The organism is Auraticoccus cholistanensis (genome assembly GCF_009742705.1).
GTDB classification, from domain to species: Bacteria; Actinomycetota; Actinomycetes; order Propionibacteriales; family Propionibacteriaceae; genus Auraticoccus; species Auraticoccus cholistanensis.
In genome coordinates, this window is the sequence record NZ_WPCU01000004.1 from 577,845 (window position 1) to 600,428 (window position 22,584).

Sequence of the window (22,584 nt, forward strand, 5' to 3'; positions counted from 1 at the left end):
GAGAACACCATGACCGGCCTGGACCGACGAACACTGCTGGCCGGAGCCGGCGCGGCCTCGGTGGCGCTGCCGCTGGCCGCCGTGCACGGCGCCACCCCCGCCCGCGCCGAGACCCGGAGGGCGACGGTGCGCACCGGCGCGGACGTGCTGGCCGCCGACGGCTGGCGCGGCCTGTCGGAGGGCCGGATCGGGGTGTTCACCAACCCCACCGGCATCCTGCAGAACGGCCGCAGCATCGTCGACGAGATGCACGAGTCCGGGAACGTCGACGTGGTCGCCGTCTTCGGGCCCGAGCACGGGTTCCGGGGCACCGCCCAGGCCGGTGAGTCCGAGGGCGACATGGTCGACCCGCGCACCGGGATCATGGTCTACGACGCCTACGGGGCGAACGCCACCTCGCTGGCGGCGATGTACCGCGAGGCCCAGGTCGACACCGTGGTCTTCGACATCCAGGACGTGGGTGCGCGGTTCTACACCTACATCTGGTCGATGTACACCGCGATGGTGGCCGCGGCCGACGAGGGCGTCGCCTTCACCGTGCTGGACCGCCCCAACCCCATCGGCGGCACCCCGCGCGGGCCGATGATGACTCCGGAGTACACCTCCGGCGTCGGCGCCCACGAGATCATCCAGGCCCACGGGATGACCGTGGGCGAGCTGGCCCGCTTCTTCAACGCCGACTACCTGCCCCGCAACGGGGGCGCCACCGTGGACGAGCTGACCGTGGTGGAGATGGAGGGCTGGCGCCGCGACATGCTCTTCGAGGAGACCGGGCTGCTGTGGGTGCTGCCCAGCCCCAACATGCCGACCCCCGACACCGCCCTGCTCTACATCGGCACCTGCCTGTTCGAGGGCACCAACCTCTCCGAGGGCCGCGGCACCACCCGGCCCTTCGAGCTGATCGGCGCCCCCTACGTCGACCACCGCTGGGCCGAGTGGCTGACCGCGCGCGAGCTGCCGGGCGTGCTGTTCCGCGAGGCCTACTTCAACCCGCTGATCAGCAAGAACGCCGGGGTCATCAACGGCGGCGTCCAGGTGCACATCACCGACCCGGAGGAGCTCGACGCCATCCGGGTGGCGGTCGAGATGCTCATCGGGCTCAAGGAGCTCTACCCCGAGTTCCAGTGGCGCTACGACTCCTGGGACACCGCCCGCCCGTACTGGATCGACAAGCTGACCGGCTCGCCGCGGCTGCGGAACCAGATCGACCAGGGGGCGTCGGCGGACACGGTGATCAGCTCCTGGAAGCGGGAGACCGCGGAGTTCGCCAGCCGCCGTCGTCGCCACCTGATCTACCGCTGACGCCCCCGGTCGCCACCCGGCCGGCTCCCGGCGTCCCGGCTCAGCCGGTGACGCCGGTGAGCTCGTTGGGGACGTGGGGGAGCGTGCCGGTGGCGGTGACCTCGCCGGTCTCCAGGTCCACGGCGTGCAGCTCGGAGGTGGCCGGCTCGGTCACGTAGGCGGTGTGGTCGAGGACGAAGACCGTCGGGCGCGGCTGCTGCCACTCCAGCGGCTCCTCCCACGGCTCCACCACCGGGACGGAGCCGGTCACCTCGCCCTCGGCGAGGTCGATCTCGTGCAGCGCGCCGTCGGTGCCCAGCACCAGCCCCTCGCCGTGCGGGCCGCGGGCCAGCGAGCGGAAGCTGTAGCTGGTGCCCAGGTCGACGAGCTGCAGCTCGCCCTCGGCGGTGTCGACGGCGGCGACCCGCTCCGGACGCTCGAGCTCGGCGTCGGGGTCGCTCTTGTAGTCGCCCAGCAGGTAGGGCGACTCCTCCGAGCCGGCCTGGTTGCCGATCCGGCCGTAGTCGTCGGGGCTGGCCAGCTTGGTGATCCGCTCGTCGTCGACCACCAGCACCCCGTCCTCGCAGCCGAGGACGACCCGCTCCCCGGCCGTCACCGCCTCGCCGTGGACGCCGGGGCAGTCGTCGCTGCTGGCCAGCTCCTCGCCGTCCTCGTCGAGCACCGCGACGCCCTGCCGGCTCTCGGCGTCCCCGACCGTGACGACCATGCTGCCGTCGGAGCGCTCGACGGCCACCCCGTGGTGCGCCTCCGGCGCGGTCCAGGTGTCGACCTGGGGCCGGCCCTCGGCCAGCTCGTGCGGGTCGAAGGACTGCACGGTGCCGGTGCCGTCGTCGAAGAGGACGGTGCGGTCGGCGTGGGAGACGACGTGGCCGGGCTCGGTGGCGGTGAAGGTGGTGTCGGTCAGCCGCGGCGGCGCGGTGTAGTGGTGGCCGTGGTCGCCGTGGGCCTGGGTCCAGGTGCCGGTGTCGAGCACCCGGAACCCGCCGGCGGTGCTGACCAGCACGTGCCGGCCGTCACCGGCGGGGTTCACCCGGCTGAACCCCTCGAGCGGCACCTCGGCCAGCACCTCGAGGGTGGCGGCGTCCAGCACCAGCGCGCCGCCGTCGAAGGTGGTGACCAGCCGTGGCGTGGCCGAGGACACCTCCTGCTGGCCGCTGGCCGGGGTCTCGGGCGGCGCGGCCTGGGGCTCGGCCTGCGGGGAGCAGGCGGCGGTGCCGACCAGCGCGAGGGCCAGACCGGCGAGCAGGGGCGGGCGTCGGAGGGTGCGTCGTGGCGTCATGCCCGGCATCCCACCAGCAAATGAGAATCATTGTCAACCGGCGAGGGTGTCCCCGAGCGGGGTCCGCGCGTGCAGCACCCGGCCGCCGTCACGGCTGCTGTCGACCAGCCGCGCGTCGCGCAGCACGGCCAGGTGGTGGGAGGCGGTCGGGGCGCCGAGGCCGCAGGCGGCGGCGACCTCGCTGGTGGAGCGGGGTGCGTCCAGGCTCAGCAGCACCTCGGCCCGTCCGGCGCCGAGCAGCCGGGCCAGCGCCTCGCGGCGGGGGGCACGGGGCTCGGTCCAGCTCTCCGAGACCCCTCGCACCGGGTAGAACAGCGTGGCCTGCACGTGCTTCTCGGTGAGCACCGAGCACCGCCGCGACATCACGCTGGGCACCAGCACCACGCCGCTGCCGGCGCAGTCGACCACCTCGCTGTGGAAGCGCATGTCGACCTCGATGGCGTCGCCGCGCCAGTGCACGCCGTCGGCGAGCGTGGCCACCACCTCGCCCAGGCCCCGGGCGGCGAGCTGCTGGGTCCGCAGCGCGATGTCGGCCGTCATCAGCCGGCGGCTCTGCTCCCAGTACGGGGCCAGCGCCACCTCCCACACCGCCGACCACGCCTCGGCGATCCGCTCCCGGGCCTCGGCCGGTGCGGCGAGCATCGCCGCGACCCGCTCGTGCCGGCGTCCGCTGGAGCGGGCCAGCACCTTGGTCAGGTCGAAGCGGACCTGCTCCAGCGAGACGGTCCGCAGCCGCTCGACCTCCTCCTCGGGGGTCATCTCCCAGCTGGGGGAGCAGGTGAGGAAGTCGGGGAAGTAGCCGTCGACCCCGATCACCAGGGCCAGCGTGCCGACCGCCTCGCGGGACAGCCGCGGCTGCACCGCGCGCAGCCAGCCCCACTGCAGCGGGTGCGCTCCGGGGTCGAGCAGGGCGCGGACGGCGTGGCTCATCTCGTGCCCCGGCGAGATCCCGAAACGGATGGCGGAGATGTCGTCGCCGCCCAGGGAGAAGGTGACCTTTCGACCCACGTCGAAAGGGTAGGCGCCGTGCGGTCCGCTGGCGACCCTGGAAGCACCCGGACCACCGCAGGAAGGACCACCGACATGAGCACCACCGACATCGGCACCACCGACATCGGCACCACCGCACCGCAGGGCAGCGCCGCAGCCGCCCTGGTCACCGCCGACCAGCTCCGGATGGGGGAGTCGCGGAGCCTCCGCTTCGAGGGCCGCGACCACGGCTCGGGGATCTCCTTCTTCCTCGTCGACAACGACCCGGGGATGGGCCCGGGGCTGCACCGCCACCCCTACACCGAGACCTGGACCGTGCTGGCCGGTCAGGCCACCATCACGATCGGCGACCAGCAGCTGGTGGCCACCGCCGGCGACACGGCCGTCGTGCAGCCGGGCGTCTGGCACGGCTTCACCAACACCGGCACCGGGCCGCTGCGGATCATGTGCGTCCACGCCTCGGCCACCATGGTCCAGGAGTGGCTCGAGGCCTGACCGGCGTCACCCGCCGACCACCACCCGGAAGGAACCCCTGTGAGCACCACCCTCGAGCCCACCACCACCGGCTACGCCGAGGTCAACGGCCTGCGGCTGTACCACGAGACCTACGGCGAGGGCCCGCCGCTGGTCCTGCTGCACGGCGGCATGCTGACCATCGACCTCAACTTCGCCACCCTGATCCCGGCGCTGGCCCGCACCCACACCGTCATCGGTGTCGAGCTGCAGGGCCACGGCCGCACCGCCGACAACGGGCGGCCGATCACCTACCCCGCGCTCGCCGCCGACGTGGTCGGGCTGCTGGACCACCTGGGGCTGGCCCGCGCCACGGTCGTCGGCCACAGCATGGGCGGCGCCGTCGCCCTGGAGCTGGCGGTCAACTACCCCGACCGGGTGAGCGCCGTCGTGCCGATGTCGGCCAGCGTCCGCCCCGAGGGGATGCACCCCGACCTGCTGGACCCCTCCACCTTCGAGACCTCGCCGATCATGCCCACCGCGCAGGACTTCGCCGACATGCAGGAGGCCTACCGGCGGCTGTCCCCGCACCCGGAGCAGTTCGACGACCTGATGATGCGGCTCGGCGGCATCGACGCCGACTTCGCCGGCTGGAGCGACGAGCAGCTGGACCAGATCTCCTGCCCGGTGCTGATCGTGCAGGGCGACCGCGACTTCACCCTGGTCTCGCACGCCGCGCTGATGCTCGACCTGATCCGCGGCTCCCAGCTCGCGGTGCTGCCCGGCACCACCCACATGCAGGTGACCCGCCGGGTGTCGGTGCTGGTGCCGCTGCTCACCGAGTTCCTGGCCGGCGTCTCCGCCTGACCCCGGCGAGAGGAAACCCGCCCGACCGGCGAGCCCGTCGTCCACAGCCGCGCCGCTGCGCGCCCGCGGCTGTGGACGGCTCCGGTCGGGCGGGTTTTCTCCCGCCCGGCGCCCACGGTGGGGGAGTGAACCCCGACCTGGTCCAGGCGCTGCGTGAGGGGGACGGGCTGGTCCGGGCCCGCGAGCACCCCGCCCTGCGCAGCACGCTGCACCGCGAGCGCGCCGCCGGCCGGCTGACCCGGCTGCTGCCGGGGGTGTACTGCCCGACCGGCCGCCGGGCCGAGCCGCTGCTGCGGCTGCGCGCCGTGGGGCTGTGGGACCGCGACGCGGTGCTGGTCGGCGGCGCCGCGGCGAGGCTCACCTTCTGGCCCGACCGCCGCACCGACGAGGTGGAGCTGGCCAGTCCGCGCGGGCTCAGCGCCCCGGCGGGGTACCGGGTGTCGCGCCGCCGGGTGCCGCTGGAGCTGGTCGTCGAGCGGGGCGGGCTCCGTCACGCCTGCGCCGCGCTGGCCGCCCTCGACCTGGCCGCCAGCTCCGGCCCCGAGGTTATCGACCGCTGCCTCCGCGCCCGGGCGGCCAGCCTGGCCGAGCTGCACCGGGCGCTGGCGCTCACCAGCCAGCGGCCCGGCAACCGGCGCCGCCGCGAGCTGCTGCACGACTCTCGCGACGAGCCGTGGTCGGCCGCGGAGCGGCTGCTGCACCAGCTGCTGCGCGAGGCCGGGGTGGTCGGCTGGCGGGCCAACGCGGCGGTGGTGGCCGGCGGACGCCGCTTCGTCGTCGACGTGCTCTTCGCCGACGCCCGGGTCGTGCTGGAGGTCGACGGCCGTGAGTTCCACTCCTCGGCCGAGGCCTTCGAGTCTGACCGGCGACGGCAGAACCTGCTCGTGCTGGACGGCTGGACCGTGCTGCGCTTCACCTGGCGGATGCTGACCGTCGAGCCGGATGCCGTGCTCGAGGCCGTCGTCCGCGCCACGGCGGCCGGTCCCGGGCATCCCCGTCGCCGTGGCTAGCATCGCCGGAGCCGCCCGCTCGACACCAGGAGCCCGATGTCCACGTCCCCCGCCGCCGCCCCGCCGCAGCGGCTGCCGCTCGGGACGCTGGTGCTGCTGGCCGTCGCCTGCTTCGTCGCGGTGGCCACCGAGACCCTGCCGGTGGGGCTGCTGCCGCTGATGGCTGCCGACCTCGCGGTGTCGGAGTCGGAGGTGGGGCTGCTGGTCTCGGTCTACGCCGCGACGGTCGTGGTCGCCTCCGTGCCGCTGAACGCGTGGACGTCGGGGCTGCCCCGGCGGCCGCTGATGACCGGGCTGGTGGGGGTCTACGCGCTCAGCAACCTGGTGCTCTGCCTGACCGGCAGCTACGCCGTGGCGGCCGGGGCGCGGGTGGTGGGCGGCCTGACCCACGCGCTGTTCTTCGCCGTGCTGTTCGGCTACGCCACCGCGCTGTCCCCGCCGCACCGGGTCGGTGCGGCGCTGACGGTCGTGGGCAGCGGCAGCAGCGTGGCGATCGCGCTCGGCACCCCGCTGGGCACGCTGCTCGGCGCCGCGGTCGGCTGGCGCGGCTCCTTCGCGTGCGTGGCCGTGCTGGCCGCCCTGCTCACGCTGCTGCTGTGGTACCGGTTGCCGCCGCTGCCCGGCTCGCCCGTCGGCGGTGGGCGCCAGCTGCGCGAGGTGCTGCGACGCCGCCCGTTCCGCTGGCTCGAGGTGGCCACCCTGGTGGTCGTCACCGGCACCTTCGCCAGCTACACCTACATGAGCCCCATCATGATCGGCTTCGGCTACTCGGTGCGGGACGTCGGGCTGGCGCTGCTGGTCTACGGCGCGGCCGCGCTGGTCGGTCTGGGCGTCCTCGGCCGGCTGGCCGACACCCGGCTGAGAGCCACCCTGACCGGGGTGCTGCTGGCGCTGGCGGTGGTGTTCCTGCTGCTCGCGCTCGCACCGTCCGACCGCGCCACCGGCACCACCCTGCTGGTGGTGTGGGGGCTCGCGGCGGGCCCGCTCAACGCGCTGCTGCAGACCGCGATCATCCGCGCCGGCGGCGAGCACGCCTCGACGGCCGCGGCCGTCCACAACGCCGGGTTCAACGTCGGCATCGCCGCCGGGGCCTTCGCCGGCGGGCAGGTGCTGCTGGTCGCCGCGCCGGCGCAGACGGGTTGGGTGTCGGCGGTGGCCGTGCTGACCGGCGCGGTCCTGGCCTGGCCCTGGCTCGGCCGGCCCGCGAGCGGGCGTCCCGGCCCGCGGTCGTAGCCCCGTGGGCCTGCGGGCCTATTGACTTTCGATAGATCAGCGCTGATAGTCGATGCATGATGAACGAAAGACGCGCGGTCGCGCCGCTGCGGGTGTTCCTGGTGGTGCTCTTCGCCGTGCTGGTCCTGCTGCAGGTCATGTCGCTGCCCGGCCAGTTCGCCCACATGGCCCGCCAGGACCCGGAGATGGCCTACCTCAGGTGGCCGGCGACCGCGGTGACGGTGTTCTGGGTGCTCTGCGTCCAGGCCGTCATCGTCTGCACCTGGCGGCTGCTGGGTCTGGTCAAGGCCGACCGGATCTTCACCGAGGCCTCGCTGGGGTGGGTGGACGGCATCGTGTGGGCCATCGCCGCCGCCTGGGTGGTGCTGGTCGCGGTCTTCCTCTACGTCGGCTTCAACGCCGAGGACCCGGGGCTGCCGCTGCTGCTGTTCGTGATGGTGGTGGGGCTGACGGTGCTCGGGCTGCTGATGGTGGTGATGAGGGCCCTGCTGCGGCAGGCGACGTCGCTGCGCAGCGACCTCGAGGCGGTGATCTGATGCCCATCGTGGTGCGGCTGGACGTGGAGCTCGCCCGGCGCAAGATGAGCGTCGGGGAGTTCTCCGAACGGGTCGGGCTGACACCGGCCAACGTCGCGGTGCTGAAGAACGGGCGGGCCAAGGCGGTGCGGTTCAGCACGCTGGAGGCCATGTGCCGGGTGCTGGAGTGCCAGCCCGGTGACCTGCTCGAGTGGGTCGAGGAGGAGTGACGTGGGGCGAGGAGGTGGTGACGTGGTGAACCAGGTGCTGGCCATCCTGACGGTCGCGCTCGGCGTGGCCGCCGTGGTGGCCGGAGGAGCCGACGACTCGCCGGGGCTGCAGCTGCTCGGCGTGCTGCTGGCGGTGGGTGGGGTGGTGCTCGCGGTCCGGAGCCGGCGGCGACGGACCTGACCCGGCACCGGTGAGGCTGTCCTGCCGAAAGCATGACGCGCGTCAGCGGACCGGCGGCCGTCCCGGACCTAGGTTCGCGGTGTGCCCGTCGACACCGCTCCCGCCGCCGAGAACACCCCGACCAGGACGCCCCGCCAGCCCGGCGGGGAGCAGCCGCCGCTGGTCACCGCCGGGTGGATGCTGCACTGGCTGGTCCGGATGCAGCTCGCGCTGGCGCTGCTGGTGTACGGCTGGAGCAAGGTCTTCCTGATGCAGATGGGGCGCGCCGACCTGGGCGACGCCCTGGTGCAGTTCGGCGAGATGAGCCCGATGGGGCTGCTGTGGCGGTTCATGGCCTTCTCGCCGGCGGTCCAGGTGCTCTCCGGTCTGGCCGAGGTGGTCGCCGCCGGCCTGCTGCTGCTGCGTCGCACCGCCTGGCTGGGCGGGCTGCTGGCCTTCGCCTCGATGGCCGTCGTCTTCCTGCTCAACCTCACCTTCGACGTGCCGGTGAAGCAGCTGGCGCTCTACCTGTGCCTCTGCGGCGCGGTGGTCGCCGCCCCGTCCGCGCCCTACCTCTGGCGGGTGCTGCGCGGCCGGGCCACCGGTCCCCGACCGCTGCCCACCGCGGTGCCCTGGCCGTCGGTGCACGCCGTCACCCGCTGGCTGGGTCTGGCGGTCGCGGTCGGGGCGCTCGTCGTCTCCGGGACCGGCTTCGCGGTCGTCATGCGGGGCGGGATCCCGGTGACCAGCTCGCCGCTGACCGGCGCCCACCGCGTGGTGCAGGACTCGGCCGAGCCGGCCGCCCAGCTCAGCCAGGACACCCGCTGGCAGCAGGTGGCCTTCGGCCAGTACGCCCAGGACGGCTGGAGCCGGATCGGCATCCGCTACGCCGACGGCCGCTACCAGGAGGGCACCTACCGGCTGGAGGGGGAGCGGCTCACCGTCCGGCTCTACCCCGTGCGCGAGGGGAGCCAGGGCCTGGTGCGCGACCACGAGCGCACCCTGCAGCTCGGCTGGCAGGAGGTGGGGGACGGCCGCGTCCGGCTCAGCGGCGAGGGTCTCGACCTCACCATCGCCCCGGACGCCGAGGCGACCTACCTCTTCGACCGCGGCTTCCGCTGGGCGCCCTCGACGCCCATCAACCGGTAGCCGCGCGCCTGCCACGTGTGACGTGGAAGACCCACGGCCCGGAGCTGCATGCAGTGAGCGCGAGTCGCCCGCCTACCTGGAGCAGCACGATGTCCGACCTCCTCAGCCTCCACGAGCAGCTGGCCCGCACCGTCCTGGTGGGACGCGAGCTGGCCGACGTGCTGGGCGATGTCACCGCGATCGCCCGCGGCGCCGTCCCGGGGGTCGAGGCCGCCTCGATCACCCTGATCCGCGGCGACCGGGCCTACAGCGCGGCGTACGACGGCCAGCTGGCCAAGGACGTCGACGAGATGCAGTACGACCGGGGCTACGGGCCCTGCCTCGAAGCCGGGCTGGGCGCTCGCACGGTGGTCGTGTCGGACGTGTCCACCGAGACCCGTTGGCCTGACTACATCGAGCAGGCGGCAGCCCGCGGGGTCGGCAGCTCGGTGTCGCTTCCTCTGCCCTTCCAGAGCGTCACCGTCGGCGCGCTCAACGTGTACTCACGGCGCCCCCACGGCTTCGCGGAGGAGGACGTGGTGCTGGCGGAGGAGGTCGCGGCCTGGACGGCGTTGGCCGTCGGGAACGCCGACGCGGCGGCGCGGACCCGGGACGACCTGGCGCACCTGCGCATCGCGATGCAGTCGCGCTCGGTGATCGAGCAGGCCAAGGGCATCCTGATGGAGCGCTACCAGCTCGACCAGGACCACGCCTTCGCCGTGCTGAGCCGCGTCTCGCAGACGAGCAACACCCGGCTGCGCGAGGTCGCCGCCGAGCTGGTCCGCACGAGGGTCCTGCCCGGGGGCTGACACCGCCCGCGCGTCCCTCCGTCGGCACGGCCTGAGGTGCCCGTGCGGCGGTCAGGCTGCGCGCTCGAACCAGTCCAGCGCGAGCTCGGCGACCGCCAGGGGTGCGTCGTCGGTGATGAAGTGCGCGGCGTCGTCCACGTAGGCGAGCTCGAGACGGTCGGCGTAGCGCTCCGGGTGGCGGCAGATGCGCGAGAGCACCTGCTCGCTCCAGGGGTGGTCCTGACGGCCGTACACGACGAGGGTCGGCACCGTGAGCCGTCGACGGCGGTAGACCCCGCGCATCATCCGCACCGCCTCGGGCAGGATCATGCCGCGGGTGAGCCGGCGCACCGCGGCGTCGACCTCGGGCCGGCTGAGGGGGGCGAGGTGGGTCTCGACGGTCGCCTCCGACATCGGCCGGGCGACGTAGGCCTCGGAGAAGATGCCGCGCAGCGAGGCGCCCGGGCGGTGCCAGATGAACGGGGGCAGGTGCCGGAAGCCGGGGACGATCCTCGGGCTGAAGGTGAAGAAGGCCGGCGGGACCGCGAGCTGCACCGCCGTGCGGACCCGCTCGGGGTGGTCGTAGCACAGCTGCACCGCCGTGATCGTGCCCATGTCGTGGGAGACCACGTGCGCGCGCTCGACACCGAGCGCCTCGAGCAGGGCGAGCAGGTCGTGCAGCCGCGTCTCGCGCCGCACCTGGGGGTCGTCGGCCTCGGTCCAGCCGGCGCCGCGCAGGTCGGGGCAGAGCACCCGGTAGCCGCGGGCAGCCAGGACGGGGGCCACGGCGTGCCACTGCCACCAGTGCTCGGGGAACCCGTGCAGCAGCACGACCGGTTCGCCGTCGCCGGTGGTGGCGACGTGCGTCCGTAGGCCGGGCGTCTCGACGACGACGTGGTCGAAACCGGGTGCCTCCGGCATCGGCGGCGTCCAGGAGGTCGGCGTGTCCATGGTGACTCCTTCGTCCCAAGCACTATGTTCATAGTAGAGCGGGGTCGAGGAGGTGTCCATGCCGGCGGCGACCAGGGAACGGGCGCTCCAGGCCGCCGTCGAGCTGCTCGGCGCCGAGGGCGTGCGGGCGCTGAGCCACGCGCGGGTCGACGACCGGGCCGGCCTGCCGCCCGGGTCCACCTCGAACTGGTTCCGCACCCGCCGGGCGCTGCTCGGCGGCGTGGTCGACTGGATCGCCGAGCGGGAGCGGGCCGACTTCGACCCCGGCGCGATGCCGGTCGTCACCGGGGTGGAGGGTCTGGTCGAGGGCCTGTCCGCCATGGTGGAGGTGCAGGCCGGGGTCTTCGCGGTGCGGACCCGCGCCCGCTACGCCCTCTTCCTCGAGCTCGCCGGCGATGTGGAGCTGAGCGCGCCGCTGCTGCGGCAGCGTCGCGAGTTCGAGCGGTGGACCGAGGCGCTCGTGGCGGCCGTCGGCGTCCCCGACCCGGCGCCGGCGACCCGGGCGCTGATGGCCCTCGCCGACGGGCTGCTGCTGCACCGGCTCACCGTCGACCCGGGGCTGGACGTGCGCCCCGCGCTCGAGCGCGCGGTGCGGGCGCTCGCGCGGACCTGACGCCCGGCGGCGGTGCAGCCGGGTGTCACCGCGGAGGGCCTCGCCGGATGCGTTCCCGCTGGCTGGCCACCGAGCCGCGCTGGTTGTTGAGGTTCTCCAGCCACCAGGTCGCCCCGGCCGCCTCGTAGCGGGCGACCAGCTCACGGTCGGCCGGGAGGTCGGTGCCGGTGCTGATGCCCCAGTGGACGACGTCGTAGGGCGTGCCGAGCCCGCTGCGGTGGTGGCGGACGAGCTCGACCACCGCCGCCAGATCTTCGGGGGACATCTGCTGGTCGAACCCGAGACCACGTCCCAGCGGGAACACGCCGTCCCAGCGGGAGGCGCGACGCAGCGGTCGCCTGCTCGGCCAGGTCCCCGCCACCCAGACGGGGATCCGCTGCTGCACGGGCCGCGGCAGGAACTGCACGTCGTGGATCCGGTAGTGGTGGCCCTCGAAGTCGAAGGGCTCACCCGACCACAGACCGGTGAGGACCTGCAGCGCCTCGTCGAGCATGTCCCCGTGCTCCCGGTCGTCCCCGGGTTCGTCGAAGGAGCTGTACTCCGGCCCTCCGCCGATCCCGGCGCCGAAGACCAGCCGGCCGTCGCAGAGCTGGTCCAGGGTGGCGGTCTCCCGCGCCACCTTCCACGGCCGGCGGCGCGGCAGGGGCGTCACCAGCGCGCCGAGGCGGATCACCGACGTCCGCAGCGCGACGGCAGTGAGGAGGATCCAGGGGTCGGCCACGGCCACCGGCCAGCCCGCGCCGATGTGGTCCCAGACGAAGAAGCCGTCCCAGCCGCACTCCTCGGCCTCGTGCGCCAGCTCGGCGACGAGCCGTGGATCGGCGAAGCCGGACGTCGACCCGTCGTCCGGGCCGATGTTCGGGACGTGGATGCCGAAGCGCACAGCCGATCCGTACCACACCGGACGCGCGGACGGGACGGACCTGGTATCCCCAACGGGATTCGAACCCGCGCTGCCGCCTTGAAAGGGCGGAGTCCTAGGCCGCTAGACGATGGGGACTCAGGCGTCACCTTACCCGGAACGCACCGGCGGCCCGTACCCGAGGAGCGCTCGGGGACGGGCCGCGGTGCGGGGGTCAGAGGGTGGTGATGTGGACGTGGTTCTTGTGGTTGGCGTTGTCGGAGCCGCGGTCGGCCATGTAGCGCCACCCCTCACCGGCCCGCCGGACGTTCCAGATCCGCTGGTCGAAGATGATGTACTCCACCTTCAGCTCGCCGGCGTTGGCCTTGATCCACTCCGCCATCTCCTTGCCCAGCGCCTGGCTGGACGCCGAGGTGTAGTTCGGCAGCATCGCGTCGACCGCGCGCCCGGACGGGTGGTCCGGGATCGGGTCGGCGCGCACCCCGTAGTAGGTGGTGATCTGCGGGAACCGGGCCTGCAGCCGCGCCAGCAGGTAGCGGGAGTTGGCGGTCAGACCCGGCAGCGTGACGGTCTGGCCGCCGCCGCTGCCGCCGGCACCGCTGCTGGGGGCCTTGGTCGACAGGTACCGGGCGGTCACCCAGCGCACCGCGCCGTTGTAGACGATCTGCGCGCGTCCGTCGGCCTTGACGCCGGTGATGGCCAGCTTCGTGCCCCGCGGCACCTCGGAGTAGGTCGTGGAGTTCTTCGAGGCGCTGCGGATGTCCAGGGCGGTGGTGGCGTAGCGGTAGCCGACCACCTTCGGCAGCGCGGTGGAGCCGCTCGGGCCCGCGACGCCAGGCTTGCTCGTCGACAGGTACTGCTGCGACACCCAGCGCTTCTTGCCCTGGAAGGTCACCTCGGCGTAGCCGTTGCGGGTGGTGCCGTCGAACAGGAAGCCGTAGCCGCGGGCGGCGACGTCCACCACGCCGGCGCCGAGGCTCGGCCCGGTGCGCACGTTGAGGGCGACGGTGCTGTAGCGCCACGTCTCCTTGGCCGTCGAAGAGCCGGAGCCGGACGAGCCCGAGCTCGACCCCGAGGAGGGCTTCGTCCTCGACAGGTAGCGGGCCGACACCCAGCGCGTGCTGCCCTGGAAGGTGACCTCGGCGTAGCCGTTGCGGGTGGTGCCGTGGAACTTGAAGCCGTAGCCCTTCCCGGCCACGTCGACCACCCGGGCGCTGCCGGTGGGCTCGGTGCGCACGTTGAGCGCCGTCGTCGCGTAGCGCCAGCCGGCCGTGCTGGCCGCCTCGCCGGGCTTCTTCTCGCTCAGGTACTGCGAGGTCACCCAGCGCGCGCGGCCCTTGAAGTTGACCTCGGTGTAGCCGTTCCTGGTCGTCCCGGTGACCTGGAACCCGTAGCCCTTGCCGGCCACGGTCACCACCGCGGCGGTCAGCGACGGCCCGGTGCGTACGTTGAGCGCGGTGGTGCCGTAGCGCCAGCCCTTGGAGGGCTTGGCCGCCGGGGCGTCGTCGTCGTCGCTGCTCTCGACCACGTAGTCCGAGGAGATCCAGGCGGTCTGCCCGGAGTAGCTGACCTGCGTCCAGCCGGCCTTCCCGCTGCCCTTGACCGGCAGGCTCTGGCCGGTCTCGATCGTGCCGAGCACGCGGTAGCTGGTGCCCGGGCCGGTGCGGACGTTCACGTCCGTCGTCGCCGTCACCATCGAGTTCCGGGCCTCGGCGCTGGTGCTCACCACCACCGAGACCCCCGAGACGAGACCTGCGGTCACCACCAGGGTGGCCGCGGCCCCGCCGATCTTGCTGAGGGCGCTGTTCACGCTCGTCGTCCTCCCCGACGGCCTTCCCAAGCCGTCGATCGTGGAAGGAGCTGGTGCCACCGGTGACGCTTCCCCGGCACAAGTCCCATAGACAACTTGCGCCTCGTCTGTAACACCAACCCCATTTCTGGTCGGACACTATTGGCGTGGTTTCAGATTTCGCAATAACCCTCAACCTCGGGTGCAAGTTGACACGCCGATGCATTGTTAAGAATTACATGCGTGGTGTTCACAGCCGCCGGTTAGGGTGTCGGGGTGGTCACCATGGGCCGGGAGGAGTTCGACCGGCTGGTCGAGGAGGCGCTGGCGCAGGTGCCGCACGAGCTCGCCGCGCTGGTGGAGAACTGCGTGTTCGTGGTCGAGGACGACGCCCCGCCCGACGCCCCTGACCTGCTGGGGCTCTACGACGGCGTACCGCTGACCGAGCGCGACTCCTGGTACGGCGGGGTGCTGCCGGACCGGGTGGTCGTGTTCATGAACCCCACGCTGCGGATCTGCGACACCGCCGAGGACGTGGTGGAGGAGGTCACCATCACCGTGGTGCACGAGATCGCGCACCACTTCGGCATCGACGACGCCCGGCTGCACGAGCTGGGCTGGTCCTGACCTCAGCCCCAGGTGAGCAGCATCACCATGGCGCCGACGCCGATGGTGACCAGCAGCAGGACCAGCACCAGGGCGTCGCGGCCGTCGGGCAGCGTGGCCGACGTCCGCAGCGCCGAGTCCGCCGCCAGGTAGCGGCGCCGGGTCTGCAGCCCGAGGAGCACCCCCAGGGTGACCGTGACCAGGGCCACTGCCATGCCGGCGAGCAGGGCGCGGGTGGCCAGCAGCCGGGCCACGACGAGACCGCACACGACCAGCGAGAGCAGCGTCCGCTGCCACGCCAGGCGGGTCCGCTCGTTCTGGGCCCCGGGGTCGAAGAGGCCGGTCACGGTGCCAGCAGCAGCAGGAGCGCCACCAGCGCGACCACCACCAGCGCCCCGGTGAGCACCGGCATCATCGGCGAGGAGGGCAGCGGACGGCCCAGCCTCAGCGCCTGCTCGCTGCGCATCCAGCGCGCGAGCGCCGCCACCCCGGACAGCACGCCGCACAGGATCAGCGCGCCGGCGGCGAGGTGGGTGGCCCAGTCCCGCCCGGGGACCAGCTCCGAGACCGTCACCAGCGCCACGCCGGCGGTCAGGAAACCGAGCCCGGTGCGGATCCAGGCCAGGAAGGTGCGCTCGTTGGCGAAGGAGAACCGCGGGTCGGGCTCCTCGCCGACACCGAAGATCGACCGGGGCCAGCGGCGGTCGGGGGCGGCGTCCGGGTCGGTCACGGAGCCGATGCTATCGACGTCGAGGGCGGCGGGCGCGACCGGCGCGTCAGGCCCCGCCGAGCACCCAGCTGCGCCGCGAGTCGCTGACCCACCGCTCGCAGCGGCCCAGCGCCGCGTCCGGCAGCCAGCCGGCGGCCAGGTCGCTGCCGCTGACCGGGGAGGCTCCGGTGGCCGCGCAGACCGCCTCCCGGGCGAGGTCCCCGGCCACCACCGCCACCACCTGCAGCCGGCGCTGGATCCGGTTGACCTCGAGGGTGCGGACCACCACCGGGTCGAGGTCGGGAGCCACCACCACGCAGGGGCGTGACTCCCGCACCGACGCCTCGAGGAAGGTCAGCAGCGCCCGGATGCTGCCGACCGGGTCCGCGCAGACCAGCACCCGGGGCCGGTCCAGCACGGCCCAGCCGCTCGGCGCGTCGGTGGTGAACCCGGGGGCGGCCATGCCCGCGCCGATGCGGACGGACGCCGACAGCCCGGCTGCCACGGCGCTGCGTCCGGCGGGGTCGAGGTCGCTGGGGAGGACGTCGGCGGGAGGGCGTCCCGCGTCGTCGTCCAGGACGTAGCCGGGGACGGCCGTGCCGCCGGGGCCCGGGACCGCCCGGGCGGGAGGGCGCAGCAGCTCCTGCTCGCGGGCACGCTGCAGGTGGCGGTCGCGCAGGGCGCCCACGACGATCACGGCGACACCCAGCACGAGGACGACGACCAGCCAGAACACCCAGGTCTGCACCGTCACCTCCTCGCTCTCAGCCGGGCTGCGCGGTGCCGCTGCTCACTGGAGGTCGCGGCGGATGACCTCTTCGCGCGGCGGGTTGGTGCCGTCGTCGACGACGCGGCGGGTGGTGCTGCGGGTGCCGCGGCGGCTGGAGGCGAGGACGAGACCCAGGACGATCCCGAGCGCGCCGGCGCCCATCAGGATGTAGCCCACCATGGTCAGGTCCACGCCGCTGATGTTGTCGCTGACGGCGAAGGCGAGGATCGCCCCGATGGCCAGCAGGGCGATGCCGGGTCCGAACTTCATGGGTCCTCCTACGACGCAGCACGGGCGTGTCCCGGGCTGTCGCCAGCCTAGGACACGCCCGTGGTGCCGTGAGGGCGCCGCGCGTCGGCGCGGGTCCTCAGCGGCGCAGCAGCGCGAGCGCCGGCTGCTCGCCGGCCATCGAGGGGGTCCGGCGGGCGGCGACCAGGGGGCACAGGAAGGGGTCGCGGCCCTTGAGCCCGACCGTGTTCAGGTAGCTGATCACCGAGCGGTAGGCCTGCAGCAGCGAGGTCTGGGTGTAGGGCACCCCGATCTCGGCGCAGTGCTCCACCACCATCTTCTGCACCCGGCGCAGGTCCGGACGCGACATGGAGGGGAACAGGTGGTGCTCGATCTGGTAGTTCAGGCCGCCCATCAGCACCGACATCCACCGGCCGCCGCTGATGTTGCGGCTCATCAGCACCTGCCGGCGCAGGAAGTCCAGCCGCATCTTCGGCGAGACCAGGGGCATGCCGATGTGGTTGGGGGCGAAGGCCGACCCCATGTAGAGGCCGAAGACCGCGAGCTGGACGCCGAAGAAGGCGGCCGCCATCCCGGGCGGGAGCACCAGCAGGACCAGCGCGGCGAAGCCTCCCAGCCGGACGGCCAGCATGGCGATCTCGGCGGAGCGTCGCGGCATCTTCTGCGGGCTCACGACGCGCTTGAGGCCGTCGAGGTGCAGCGAGGCGCCCTCCAGCAGCAGCAGCGGGAAGAAGTACCAGCCCTGGCGGGCGGTGAGCCAGCGCAGCACCGGGTTGCGGTGGCGCCGGGTCTGCTCGGGGGTGAAGGCCAGCACCGGCAGGTCGATGTCGGGGTCGGTGCCGACCTTGTTGGGGCCGGAGTGGTGCTTGGTGTGCTTGCTCTGCCACCAGCCGTAGCTGATGCCGACGAGCAGGTTCGCGACCACGAGGCTGGTCCAGTCGTTCCAGCGGGCGGAGCGGAAGATCTGCCGGTGCGCGGCGTCGTGGCCGAGGAAGGCGATCTGGGTCATCAGCACCGAGAAGGCGGCCGCCATGGCCAGCTGCCACCAGGACTCGCCGATCAGGACGAAGCCGGCGACCCAGGCCGCGGTCAGCACGACGGCGCCGATCAGCTTGGTCCAGTAGTAGCCGTAGCGGCGACGCATCAGGCCCGCCTCGCGGACCCGTTGGGTCAGAGCGGTGAAGTCGCTCGTGACCCGGCCGGAGCGCGCGGGCTCAGGGGTCACGGGCTCAGGGGTCAAGGTCAGGGTCATGAGGGGGCGCCAATCTGCGAGGCTGTCCCGTAGGAGTCTGGGCGGCTGTCGGGAAGACAGGCGGGAGGGCGGCGACGTGGTCAACGGCCCTCCAGGCCCCAGGCCGGCTGTTCAACAACGACCCCAGTCTACCCGGGTGGTTCCAACTCACACGGGCTCGGGCGGCGGCTGACGCCGCGCACGGGCGGTGCGCGCCGCCTCCTCCACGACCCGCTCGGCCGTGGCGAGCAGCTTGAGGTGCTCGGCCTGGCTGAGCTGGCGCAGCCGGTCAAGGGCCTCGGCCGGGCTCGAGCCGCTGCGGGAGATCAGGATGCCCACGGCGCGCTCGACGACGGCCTGGTCCTCGAGGGCCCGGCGCAGCTGCTCGGCGGTGCGGGTGGCGGCGGCGAGCACCTGGGCGTTCTGCACCGCGATGGCGGCCGGGGTGGCGAACAGGCGCCCGAGGTGGGCGGCCCGGGAGTCGAAGGCGTGCTTGCTCCGCGCGTAGACGGTGAGCGCCCCCACCACGCCCTCCGCGGTGACCAGCGGCAGGGCGAGCGCGCTGTGCACCCCCATCCGGGCCACCCGGGAGCCGAACTGGCGCCACTGCTCCTCGCTGCCGAGGGAGTCGCTGGTGAGGACGCGCTGCTCGGCCATCGCGGTCAGCGACGGGCCCTGGCCGAAGGTGTGCTGGACCCGGTCCACCCCGGCGACGAAGTCGGAGGTGGCGGCCACGGTGTCGGGACGGCCGTCCTCCCGGAGGGTCAGCGCGGCGCCCTCCGCGCCGGGGACGGCCTGCACCGCGAAGGTCGCCACGGCCCGCATGGTCTCCTCGAGGGTGAGCCGGCCCATGGCCAGGCCGGAGAGGGCGTGCAGCCCCACCCGCAGGTCGTCCAGGTCCTCGCTGCTGCCCACCAGCCGGTCCGAGCGGATCTGCTCCGGGCCGGACAGCACGGTGTCGGTCGGGTCGTCGATGTCAGGCAACCTTTCCGTGGGAGCGGCTCGGGGCCGCAGCAGGCGTCGCCGCCAGCCTACTGGGCCCCGGCCAGCGCTCCGGCGTCAGCGCTTGCGCTGCTGCTTCTGGTCGGTGGAGCGGTCGTCCACCCCGGGCGTCCAGTTGAGCACCGAGGCGCGCTCGAGGAACTCGTCGGTGGAGATGTCGCCGTTGGCGAACCGGTTGGCCAGGGTCACCCGCGCGTCGTGCTCGGGTGAGCGGAAGAAGGCCGGCGGTGCGCCCAGCCGGCCGCGGCGGGCGAGCTGGACGACGACGGCGACGGCGAGGGCGGTGAGCAGCAGCAGCACGAGTCCTCCCAGGAACGGTGGCGGGCCGCCGTGGCCCGGGTGCAGGAGCGGGATCAGTGAGGTGTCCATGCGCTCCACTGTCCCCGCGGCCGGCCGCGCGCACATCGGCTGCCGGACGACACCTGCGCTGCGTCGGCTGACGTAGGGCGGCTGCGCACCACGACGGATGCGCGGGCGTCCCCGCGGTCCTAGGCTCCCGGGCAGGGCCGGAGAGGCCCGCTGGCGGGAGGAGCGGTGGTGGCAGCAGGCGCGTCCCCGCGGGTGCTGCTGCTCGACGTCCCGCTGGCCCTGCTGGTGACCGGCGCCAGCTGGTTCAGCCTGCTGGCCGCCCGGCTGCCCGACCGGGGCCGGCGGCCCGGACCGGACTGGGGTGGCCGGCCGCCCTGGCAGGGGCCGGGGGAGTGGCCGCCGGTGGACGTGCCGTGGGCCCTCGGTCTGCTGCTGCTGCCGCTGCTGGCCGGGCTCGCGCTGCGCCGGCTGCAGCCGCTGCCCGGCTTCCTCGCGGTGGCGGCGGCGACCGCCCTGCTGCTGGCCGGCGACGCCCCCTTCTGGCCGCTCTGCCTCGCTCCGGCCCTGGCGCTGCTGGCGCTGGCCTCCTCCCGGCCACCGGGCCGCTGGTGGCCGTGGGCGCTGCTGCTGGTGCCCGTGCTGGCGCTGGGGTGGTTCCCCTTCGACGCCGACGAGCTGAGCTGGACCAACCTCTCGGCCACCACCCTGGCCGTGGTGGTGATGGCTGTCGCCGCCCTCGCGGGTCTGCTGACGCGGGCGCGCCGGCTGGCCCGCGAGCGCGCCCGCCGTGAGGAGCTGCGGCAGAGCGCCGACGCGGAGCGGCTGCGGATCGCCCGCGAGGTGCACGACCTGGTCGGCCACTCGCTGTCGGTGATCACGATGCAGGCCGGGGTGGCCCTGCACGTGGTGAACCGCCGCCCGGAGCAGGCGGAGGAGTCGCTGCGCGCCATCCGGCAGACCGGGCTCGAGGCGATGGCCGAGCTCCGCTCCACCCTCGCGGTGTTCCGCGACGGTGGCGGGCCGACCGAGCCGCCCGCCGGGCTGGAGCGGCTGCCCGCGCTGGTGGAGCAGCTGCGCGCCGCCGGCCGCGAGGTCGACCTCGACCTCCCCGACCTGGGACCGCTGCCGCCCACGGTCAGCCACGCCGTCTACCGGATCGTGCAGGAGTCGCTGACCAACGTCGGCCGTCACGCCCCCGGCGCGGCGGCCCGGGTCGAGCTGCGCCGCACCGGCCGGGAGCTGCAGGTGGCCGTCCGCGACCGCGGCCCGGTCCGGGCCGGCGCCCCGGTGGCGGGGCACGGCATCGCCGGGATGGCCGAACGGGCCCGTGCGCTGGGCGGCACCCTGGAGGTCGGCGCCCCCGCGGACGGCGGGGTGCTCGTGCAGGCGCGGATCCCGGTCGAGGAGGGCCCATGACGATCGCGGTGGCGGTGGTGGACGACCAGCCGCTGATCCGGATGGGGCTGCGGGTGCTGGTCGAGGCCGAGGACGACCTCCGGCTCGCCGGTGAGGCGGCGGACGGCCGGGCGGCGCTGGAGCTGGTGCGCCGCACCCGTCCCGACGTGGTGCTGATGGACATCCGGATGCCGGTGCTGGACGGCATCGAGGCGCTCCGCGAGATCAGCGCCGACCCGACGCTGGCCGGCACCCGCGTGGTGGTGCTGACCACCTTCGCCACCGACGACCACGTGCTGGAGGCCCTGCGCGCCGGGGCCGCCGGGTTCCTGGTCAAGGAGAGCGAGCCGGCCGACATGCTCCGGGCGATCCGGCTGGCGGCGGCGGGGGAGTCGCTGCTGTCCCCGTCGGTGACCCGCCGGCTGATCGAGTCGCTGCGCGACGGGCCGGTGCGCCGGCCCCAGCTGCACCCGCGGCTCGGAGAGCTCACCGACCGCGAGCGCGAGGTGCTGGCCCTCATCGGCGAGGGCCTCAACAACGAGGAGATCGCGGAGCGGCTGGTGGTCAGCCCGGCCACCGCACGCACCCACGTCAGCCGGGCGATGACCAAGCTCGGCGCCCGGGACCGGGCCCAGCTGGTGGTGATCGCCTACCGGGCCGGTCTGGTCTGACCGGCCCGGGAGGCGTCGCCGTCAGCCCCCGCCGAGGATCTTGCGGATCTGGTCCTGGGCGGCCACCGCGGTGGCGGTGCCGAAGAGCAGGATGGACCAGATCATCATCACCAGCCGGAACCCGCGGATGCGGATCGGCTGCGGCAGCAGCTTGCGGTTGATCAGGATCAGCAGGCCGCTGTAGATGAACATCATGAACCCGCCCACGACGGCCGAGATCACCAGCAGCACCAGCGGCTGGTCGAAGCCGGCGGCGATGACGACGATGCCGATGGCCACCAGGCCCCAGACCAGCCCGGCGTAGAGCTTGTTCTCGTCGGCCTTGCGGGCGTAGGAGGTCTTGAGCACGTCGGCGGCCAGCCGGCTGGTGTAGTCGACGATGCCGAGGGCCGCGGCGAACAGCGAGAACGCCCCGACGATCCAGAACAGGTACTTGAACCAGGCGCCGACGCGCTCGCCCAGGGCCTGGCCCTCGGCCTGGATGAAGGTGATCCCGTTCTCCAGGCCCGGCGTGCCGAAGACGGTGCTGTAGGCCAGCAGCGAGGTGAAGAGGATGGTGACGAAGGTGATCAGCACGAAGGTGACGAGCTGCTCGACGTTGGCGAACTTCCACCAGCCCTTCCAGCGGGAGAGGTTCTCCTCGGTGGGCTCGAAGATGTAGCCGGTGCTCGGCTTGGCCTCCTTCTCGCCCGTCACCGGGCTGACCAGCCGGGGTACGTACTGGCCCATCGCGAAGCCCTTGTCGCGGATCCAGTTGGACTGCACCAGGTTCTGCCCGCCGCCGGCGCCGGCGAAGGCCAGCGCGCCGACCAGCACGGCGAAGCCGATCTGCTCGTACGGCAGCCGGGCCTCGGTGACCACCTGCGGCAGCGCGGCCCACGACTCCGCGCCGATGGCGAAGACGGCCGCCACCGCGAACAGCAGCAGCACCGCCGCCACCTTGAGCATCTGCGCCCGTTCCAGCGCGACGTAGACCACCGGCGCCAGCGTCAGGACGAGCCCGATCACCACCAGGATGCCGATGGCCACCCAGCTCGCCTCACCTCCGGTCATGTAGGTGATCAGCGTCGCGCTGCTGGTGGCCCACCCCGGCCACAGGTTGGCGAAGTAGCTCAGGATCGCGAAGACCAGGCCCCAGTGCCGCCAGTAGCGGCTGAACCCGCACAGCGCCGTCTCGCCGGTGGCCAGCGTGTAGCGCTCGATCTCGAGGTTGATGAAGAACTGGGTGGCCAACCCCACGAAGGCGGCCCAGACGAAGACCAGGCCGACCTGCGAGGCGATGTAGGGGTAGAGGACGAACTCGCCGGAGGCCAGCCCGACGCCCGCCGCCACGACGCCGGGCCCGATCAGCCGTCCGTACCTCGCGGGTGGCACCGGCATGGGTTCGACCTGCGGGCGCGGGTGGTTCTTGGTCGGGAAGGCGTCCGCCGCGCTGGGTGGGGCCTGTTCTGCTCTGCTCTGAGCCATGGTCCT

Annotated in this window: 27 protein-coding genes and 1 tRNA gene; 14 read left to right on the forward strand and 14 right to left on the reverse strand. The window is 73.5% G+C overall.

What is annotated here, in order from left to right:
- Nucleotides 1-9 precede the first annotated feature (9 nt).
- Complete coding sequence (locus tag GC722_RS05125; protein WP_156608482.1) at nucleotides 10-1,302, forward strand: exo-beta-N-acetylmuramidase NamZ family protein; 1,293 nt, start codon at nucleotides 10-12, stop codon at nucleotides 1,300-1,302.
- A 40-nt stretch (nucleotides 1,303-1,342) separates the two neighbouring features.
- Here the strand turns inward: GC722_RS05125 and aztD are convergent, their stop codons facing one another.
- Nucleotides 1,343-2,581 carry a zinc metallochaperone AztD gene (gene aztD / locus GC722_RS05130; protein WP_197429809.1) on the reverse strand — a complete coding sequence of 413 codons (1,239 nt, stop codon included), beginning with the start codon at nucleotides 2,579-2,581 and terminating at the stop codon, nucleotides 1,343-1,345.
- A gap of 33 nt (nucleotides 2,582-2,614) precedes the next feature.
- Nucleotides 2,615-3,589, reverse strand: coding sequence for an ArsR/SmtB family transcription factor (locus tag GC722_RS18145; RefSeq protein WP_197429810.1), 975 nt, complete (start codon nucleotides 3,587-3,589; stop codon nucleotides 2,615-2,617).
- Nucleotides 3,590-3,664: 75 nt separating this feature from the next.
- On the opposite strand from GC722_RS18145, the gene GC722_RS05140 reads away from it, so the two are divergent.
- The 9 genes from GC722_RS05140 (at nucleotide 3,665) to GC722_RS05180 (ending at nucleotide 9,976) form a co-directional block, all read left to right on the forward strand.
- A complete protein-coding gene (locus GC722_RS05140; RefSeq protein WP_156608486.1) occupies nucleotides 3,665-4,066 on the forward strand; it encodes a cupin domain-containing protein in 402 nt (133 codons plus the stop codon).
- A gap of 39 nt (nucleotides 4,067-4,105) precedes the next feature.
- Nucleotides 4,106-4,891: an alpha/beta fold hydrolase gene (locus GC722_RS05145; RefSeq protein ID WP_156608488.1), complete on the forward strand. Its 786-nt coding sequence runs from the start codon at nucleotides 4,106-4,108 to the stop codon at nucleotides 4,889-4,891.
- Nucleotides 4,892-5,016: 125 nt separating this feature from the next.
- A complete protein-coding gene (locus GC722_RS19160) occupies nucleotides 5,017-5,901 on the forward strand; it encodes an endonuclease domain-containing protein (protein WP_197429811.1) in 885 nt (294 codons plus the stop codon).
- Between the two features lie 36 nt (nucleotides 5,902-5,937).
- A complete protein-coding gene (locus GC722_RS05155; protein ID WP_156608490.1) occupies nucleotides 5,938-7,134 on the forward strand; it encodes an MFS transporter in 1,197 nt (398 codons plus the stop codon).
- A 56-nt stretch (nucleotides 7,135-7,190) separates the two neighbouring features.
- Entirely contained in the window at nucleotides 7,191-7,670 is a 480-nt protein-coding gene (locus tag GC722_RS05160; protein WP_156608492.1) for a DUF2975 domain-containing protein, read from the forward strand.
- Complete coding sequence (locus GC722_RS05165) at nucleotides 7,670-7,879, forward strand: helix-turn-helix domain-containing protein (protein WP_156608494.1); 210 nt, start codon at nucleotides 7,670-7,672, stop codon at nucleotides 7,877-7,879. Before GC722_RS05160 ends, GC722_RS05165 begins: the two co-directional genes overlap by 1 nt.
- Nucleotide 7,880: 1 nt before the next feature.
- Nucleotides 7,881-8,060 (forward strand): hypothetical protein, encoded by a 180-nt coding sequence (locus GC722_RS05170; protein WP_156608496.1) that lies wholly within the window; start codon nucleotides 7,881-7,883, stop codon nucleotides 8,058-8,060.
- An 81-nt stretch (nucleotides 8,061-8,141) separates the two neighbouring features.
- Nucleotides 8,142-9,188: a hypothetical protein gene (locus GC722_RS05175; protein WP_197429812.1), complete on the forward strand. Its 1,047-nt coding sequence runs from the start codon at nucleotides 8,142-8,144 to the stop codon at nucleotides 9,186-9,188.
- An 89-nt stretch (nucleotides 9,189-9,277) separates the two neighbouring features.
- On the forward strand, nucleotides 9,278-9,976 hold the full coding sequence (locus GC722_RS05180; protein WP_156608498.1) for a GAF and ANTAR domain-containing protein: 699 nt from the start codon (nucleotides 9,278-9,280) through the stop codon (nucleotides 9,974-9,976).
- Between the two features lie 51 nt (nucleotides 9,977-10,027).
- On the opposite strand, the gene GC722_RS05185 is transcribed toward GC722_RS05180, so the two are convergent.
- The gene (locus tag GC722_RS05185; RefSeq protein ID WP_156608943.1) at nucleotides 10,028-10,906 is read right to left on the reverse strand and encodes an alpha/beta fold hydrolase; all 879 of its coding nucleotides are present in this window, start codon (nucleotides 10,904-10,906) and stop codon (nucleotides 10,028-10,030) included.
- Between the two features lie 58 nt (nucleotides 10,907-10,964).
- On the opposite strand from GC722_RS05185, the gene GC722_RS05190 reads away from it, so the two are divergent.
- Nucleotides 10,965-11,519 (forward strand): TetR/AcrR family transcriptional regulator, encoded by a 555-nt coding sequence (locus tag GC722_RS05190; RefSeq protein ID WP_156608500.1) that lies wholly within the window; start codon nucleotides 10,965-10,967, stop codon nucleotides 11,517-11,519.
- A gap of 25 nt (nucleotides 11,520-11,544) precedes the next feature.
- Here the strand turns inward: GC722_RS05190 and GC722_RS05195 are convergent, their stop codons facing one another.
- The 3 genes from GC722_RS05195 to GC722_RS05205 form a co-directional block, all read right to left on the reverse strand.
- Nucleotides 11,545-12,402 (reverse strand): LLM class flavin-dependent oxidoreductase, encoded by an 858-nt coding sequence (locus GC722_RS05195; RefSeq protein ID WP_197429813.1) that lies wholly within the window; start codon nucleotides 12,400-12,402, stop codon nucleotides 11,545-11,547.
- A gap of 41 nt (nucleotides 12,403-12,443) precedes the next feature.
- Nucleotides 12,444-12,519: transfer RNA gene (locus GC722_RS05200), tRNA-Glu, on the reverse strand.
- Nucleotides 12,520-12,595: 76 nt separating this feature from the next.
- Nucleotides 12,596-14,191 (reverse strand): SH3 domain-containing protein, encoded by a 1,596-nt coding sequence (locus tag GC722_RS05205; RefSeq protein WP_156608502.1) that lies wholly within the window; start codon nucleotides 14,189-14,191, stop codon nucleotides 12,596-12,598.
- A gap of 264 nt (nucleotides 14,192-14,455) precedes the next feature.
- Between GC722_RS05205 and GC722_RS05210 the strand changes: the two genes are divergently transcribed.
- Nucleotides 14,456-14,797, forward strand: coding sequence for a metallopeptidase family protein (locus GC722_RS05210; RefSeq protein ID WP_156608945.1), 342 nt, complete (start codon nucleotides 14,456-14,458; stop codon nucleotides 14,795-14,797).
- A 2-nt stretch (nucleotides 14,798-14,799) separates the two neighbouring features.
- Here the strand turns inward: GC722_RS05210 and GC722_RS18865 are convergent, their stop codons facing one another.
- From GC722_RS18865 to GC722_RS05245, 7 genes are all read right to left on the reverse strand, one after another.
- Nucleotides 14,800-15,123 carry a DUF202 domain-containing protein gene (locus GC722_RS18865; RefSeq protein WP_197429814.1) on the reverse strand — a complete coding sequence of 108 codons (324 nt, stop codon included), beginning with the start codon at nucleotides 15,121-15,123 and terminating at the stop codon, nucleotides 14,800-14,802.
- Nucleotides 15,120-15,506, reverse strand: a complete 387-nt coding sequence (locus GC722_RS19165; RefSeq protein WP_331714400.1) for a YidH family protein — start codon at nucleotides 15,504-15,506, stop codon at nucleotides 15,120-15,122. Before GC722_RS19165 ends, GC722_RS18865 begins: the two co-directional genes overlap by 4 nt.
- Before the next feature lie 46 nt (nucleotides 15,507-15,552).
- Nucleotides 15,553-16,233 (reverse strand): TCP-1/cpn60 chaperonin family protein, encoded by a 681-nt coding sequence (locus GC722_RS05225; protein WP_156608503.1) that lies wholly within the window; start codon nucleotides 16,231-16,233, stop codon nucleotides 15,553-15,555.
- Nucleotides 16,234-16,275: 42 nt separating this feature from the next.
- Entirely contained in the window at nucleotides 16,276-16,524 is a 249-nt protein-coding gene (locus GC722_RS05230) for a DUF6458 family protein (protein ID WP_156608505.1), read from the reverse strand.
- A gap of 97 nt (nucleotides 16,525-16,621) precedes the next feature.
- Nucleotides 16,622-17,728 (reverse strand): fatty acid desaturase family protein, encoded by a 1,107-nt coding sequence (locus GC722_RS05235; protein WP_331714401.1) that lies wholly within the window; start codon nucleotides 17,726-17,728, stop codon nucleotides 16,622-16,624.
- Nucleotides 17,729-17,902: 174 nt separating this feature from the next.
- Complete coding sequence (locus GC722_RS05240) at nucleotides 17,903-18,718, reverse strand: GAF and ANTAR domain-containing protein (protein ID WP_197429815.1); 816 nt, start codon at nucleotides 18,716-18,718, stop codon at nucleotides 17,903-17,905.
- A gap of 75 nt (nucleotides 18,719-18,793) precedes the next feature.
- Nucleotides 18,794-19,105, reverse strand: coding sequence for an SHOCT domain-containing protein (locus GC722_RS05245; RefSeq protein WP_156608509.1), 312 nt, complete (start codon nucleotides 19,103-19,105; stop codon nucleotides 18,794-18,796).
- A gap of 168 nt (nucleotides 19,106-19,273) precedes the next feature.
- Here GC722_RS05245 and GC722_RS19170 point away from each other — a divergent pair, with 168 nt between their 5' ends.
- Both GC722_RS19170 and GC722_RS05255 read left to right on the forward strand, forming a co-directional pair.
- The gene (locus tag GC722_RS19170; RefSeq protein WP_156608511.1) at nucleotides 19,274-20,461 is read left to right on the forward strand and encodes a sensor histidine kinase; all 1,188 of its coding nucleotides are present in this window, start codon (nucleotides 19,274-19,276) and stop codon (nucleotides 20,459-20,461) included.
- A complete protein-coding gene (locus GC722_RS05255) occupies nucleotides 20,458-21,111 on the forward strand; it encodes a response regulator (protein WP_156608513.1) in 654 nt (217 codons plus the stop codon). The genes GC722_RS19170 and GC722_RS05255 overlap by 4 nt, the downstream gene beginning before the upstream one ends.
- Before the next feature lie 21 nt (nucleotides 21,112-21,132).
- On the opposite strand, the gene GC722_RS05260 is transcribed toward GC722_RS05255, so the two are convergent.
- Nucleotides 21,133-22,578 carry an Nramp family divalent metal transporter gene (locus GC722_RS05260; protein WP_156608515.1) on the reverse strand — a complete coding sequence of 482 codons (1,446 nt, stop codon included), beginning with the start codon at nucleotides 22,576-22,578 and terminating at the stop codon, nucleotides 21,133-21,135.
- Nucleotides 22,579-22,584 lie beyond the last annotated feature (6 nt).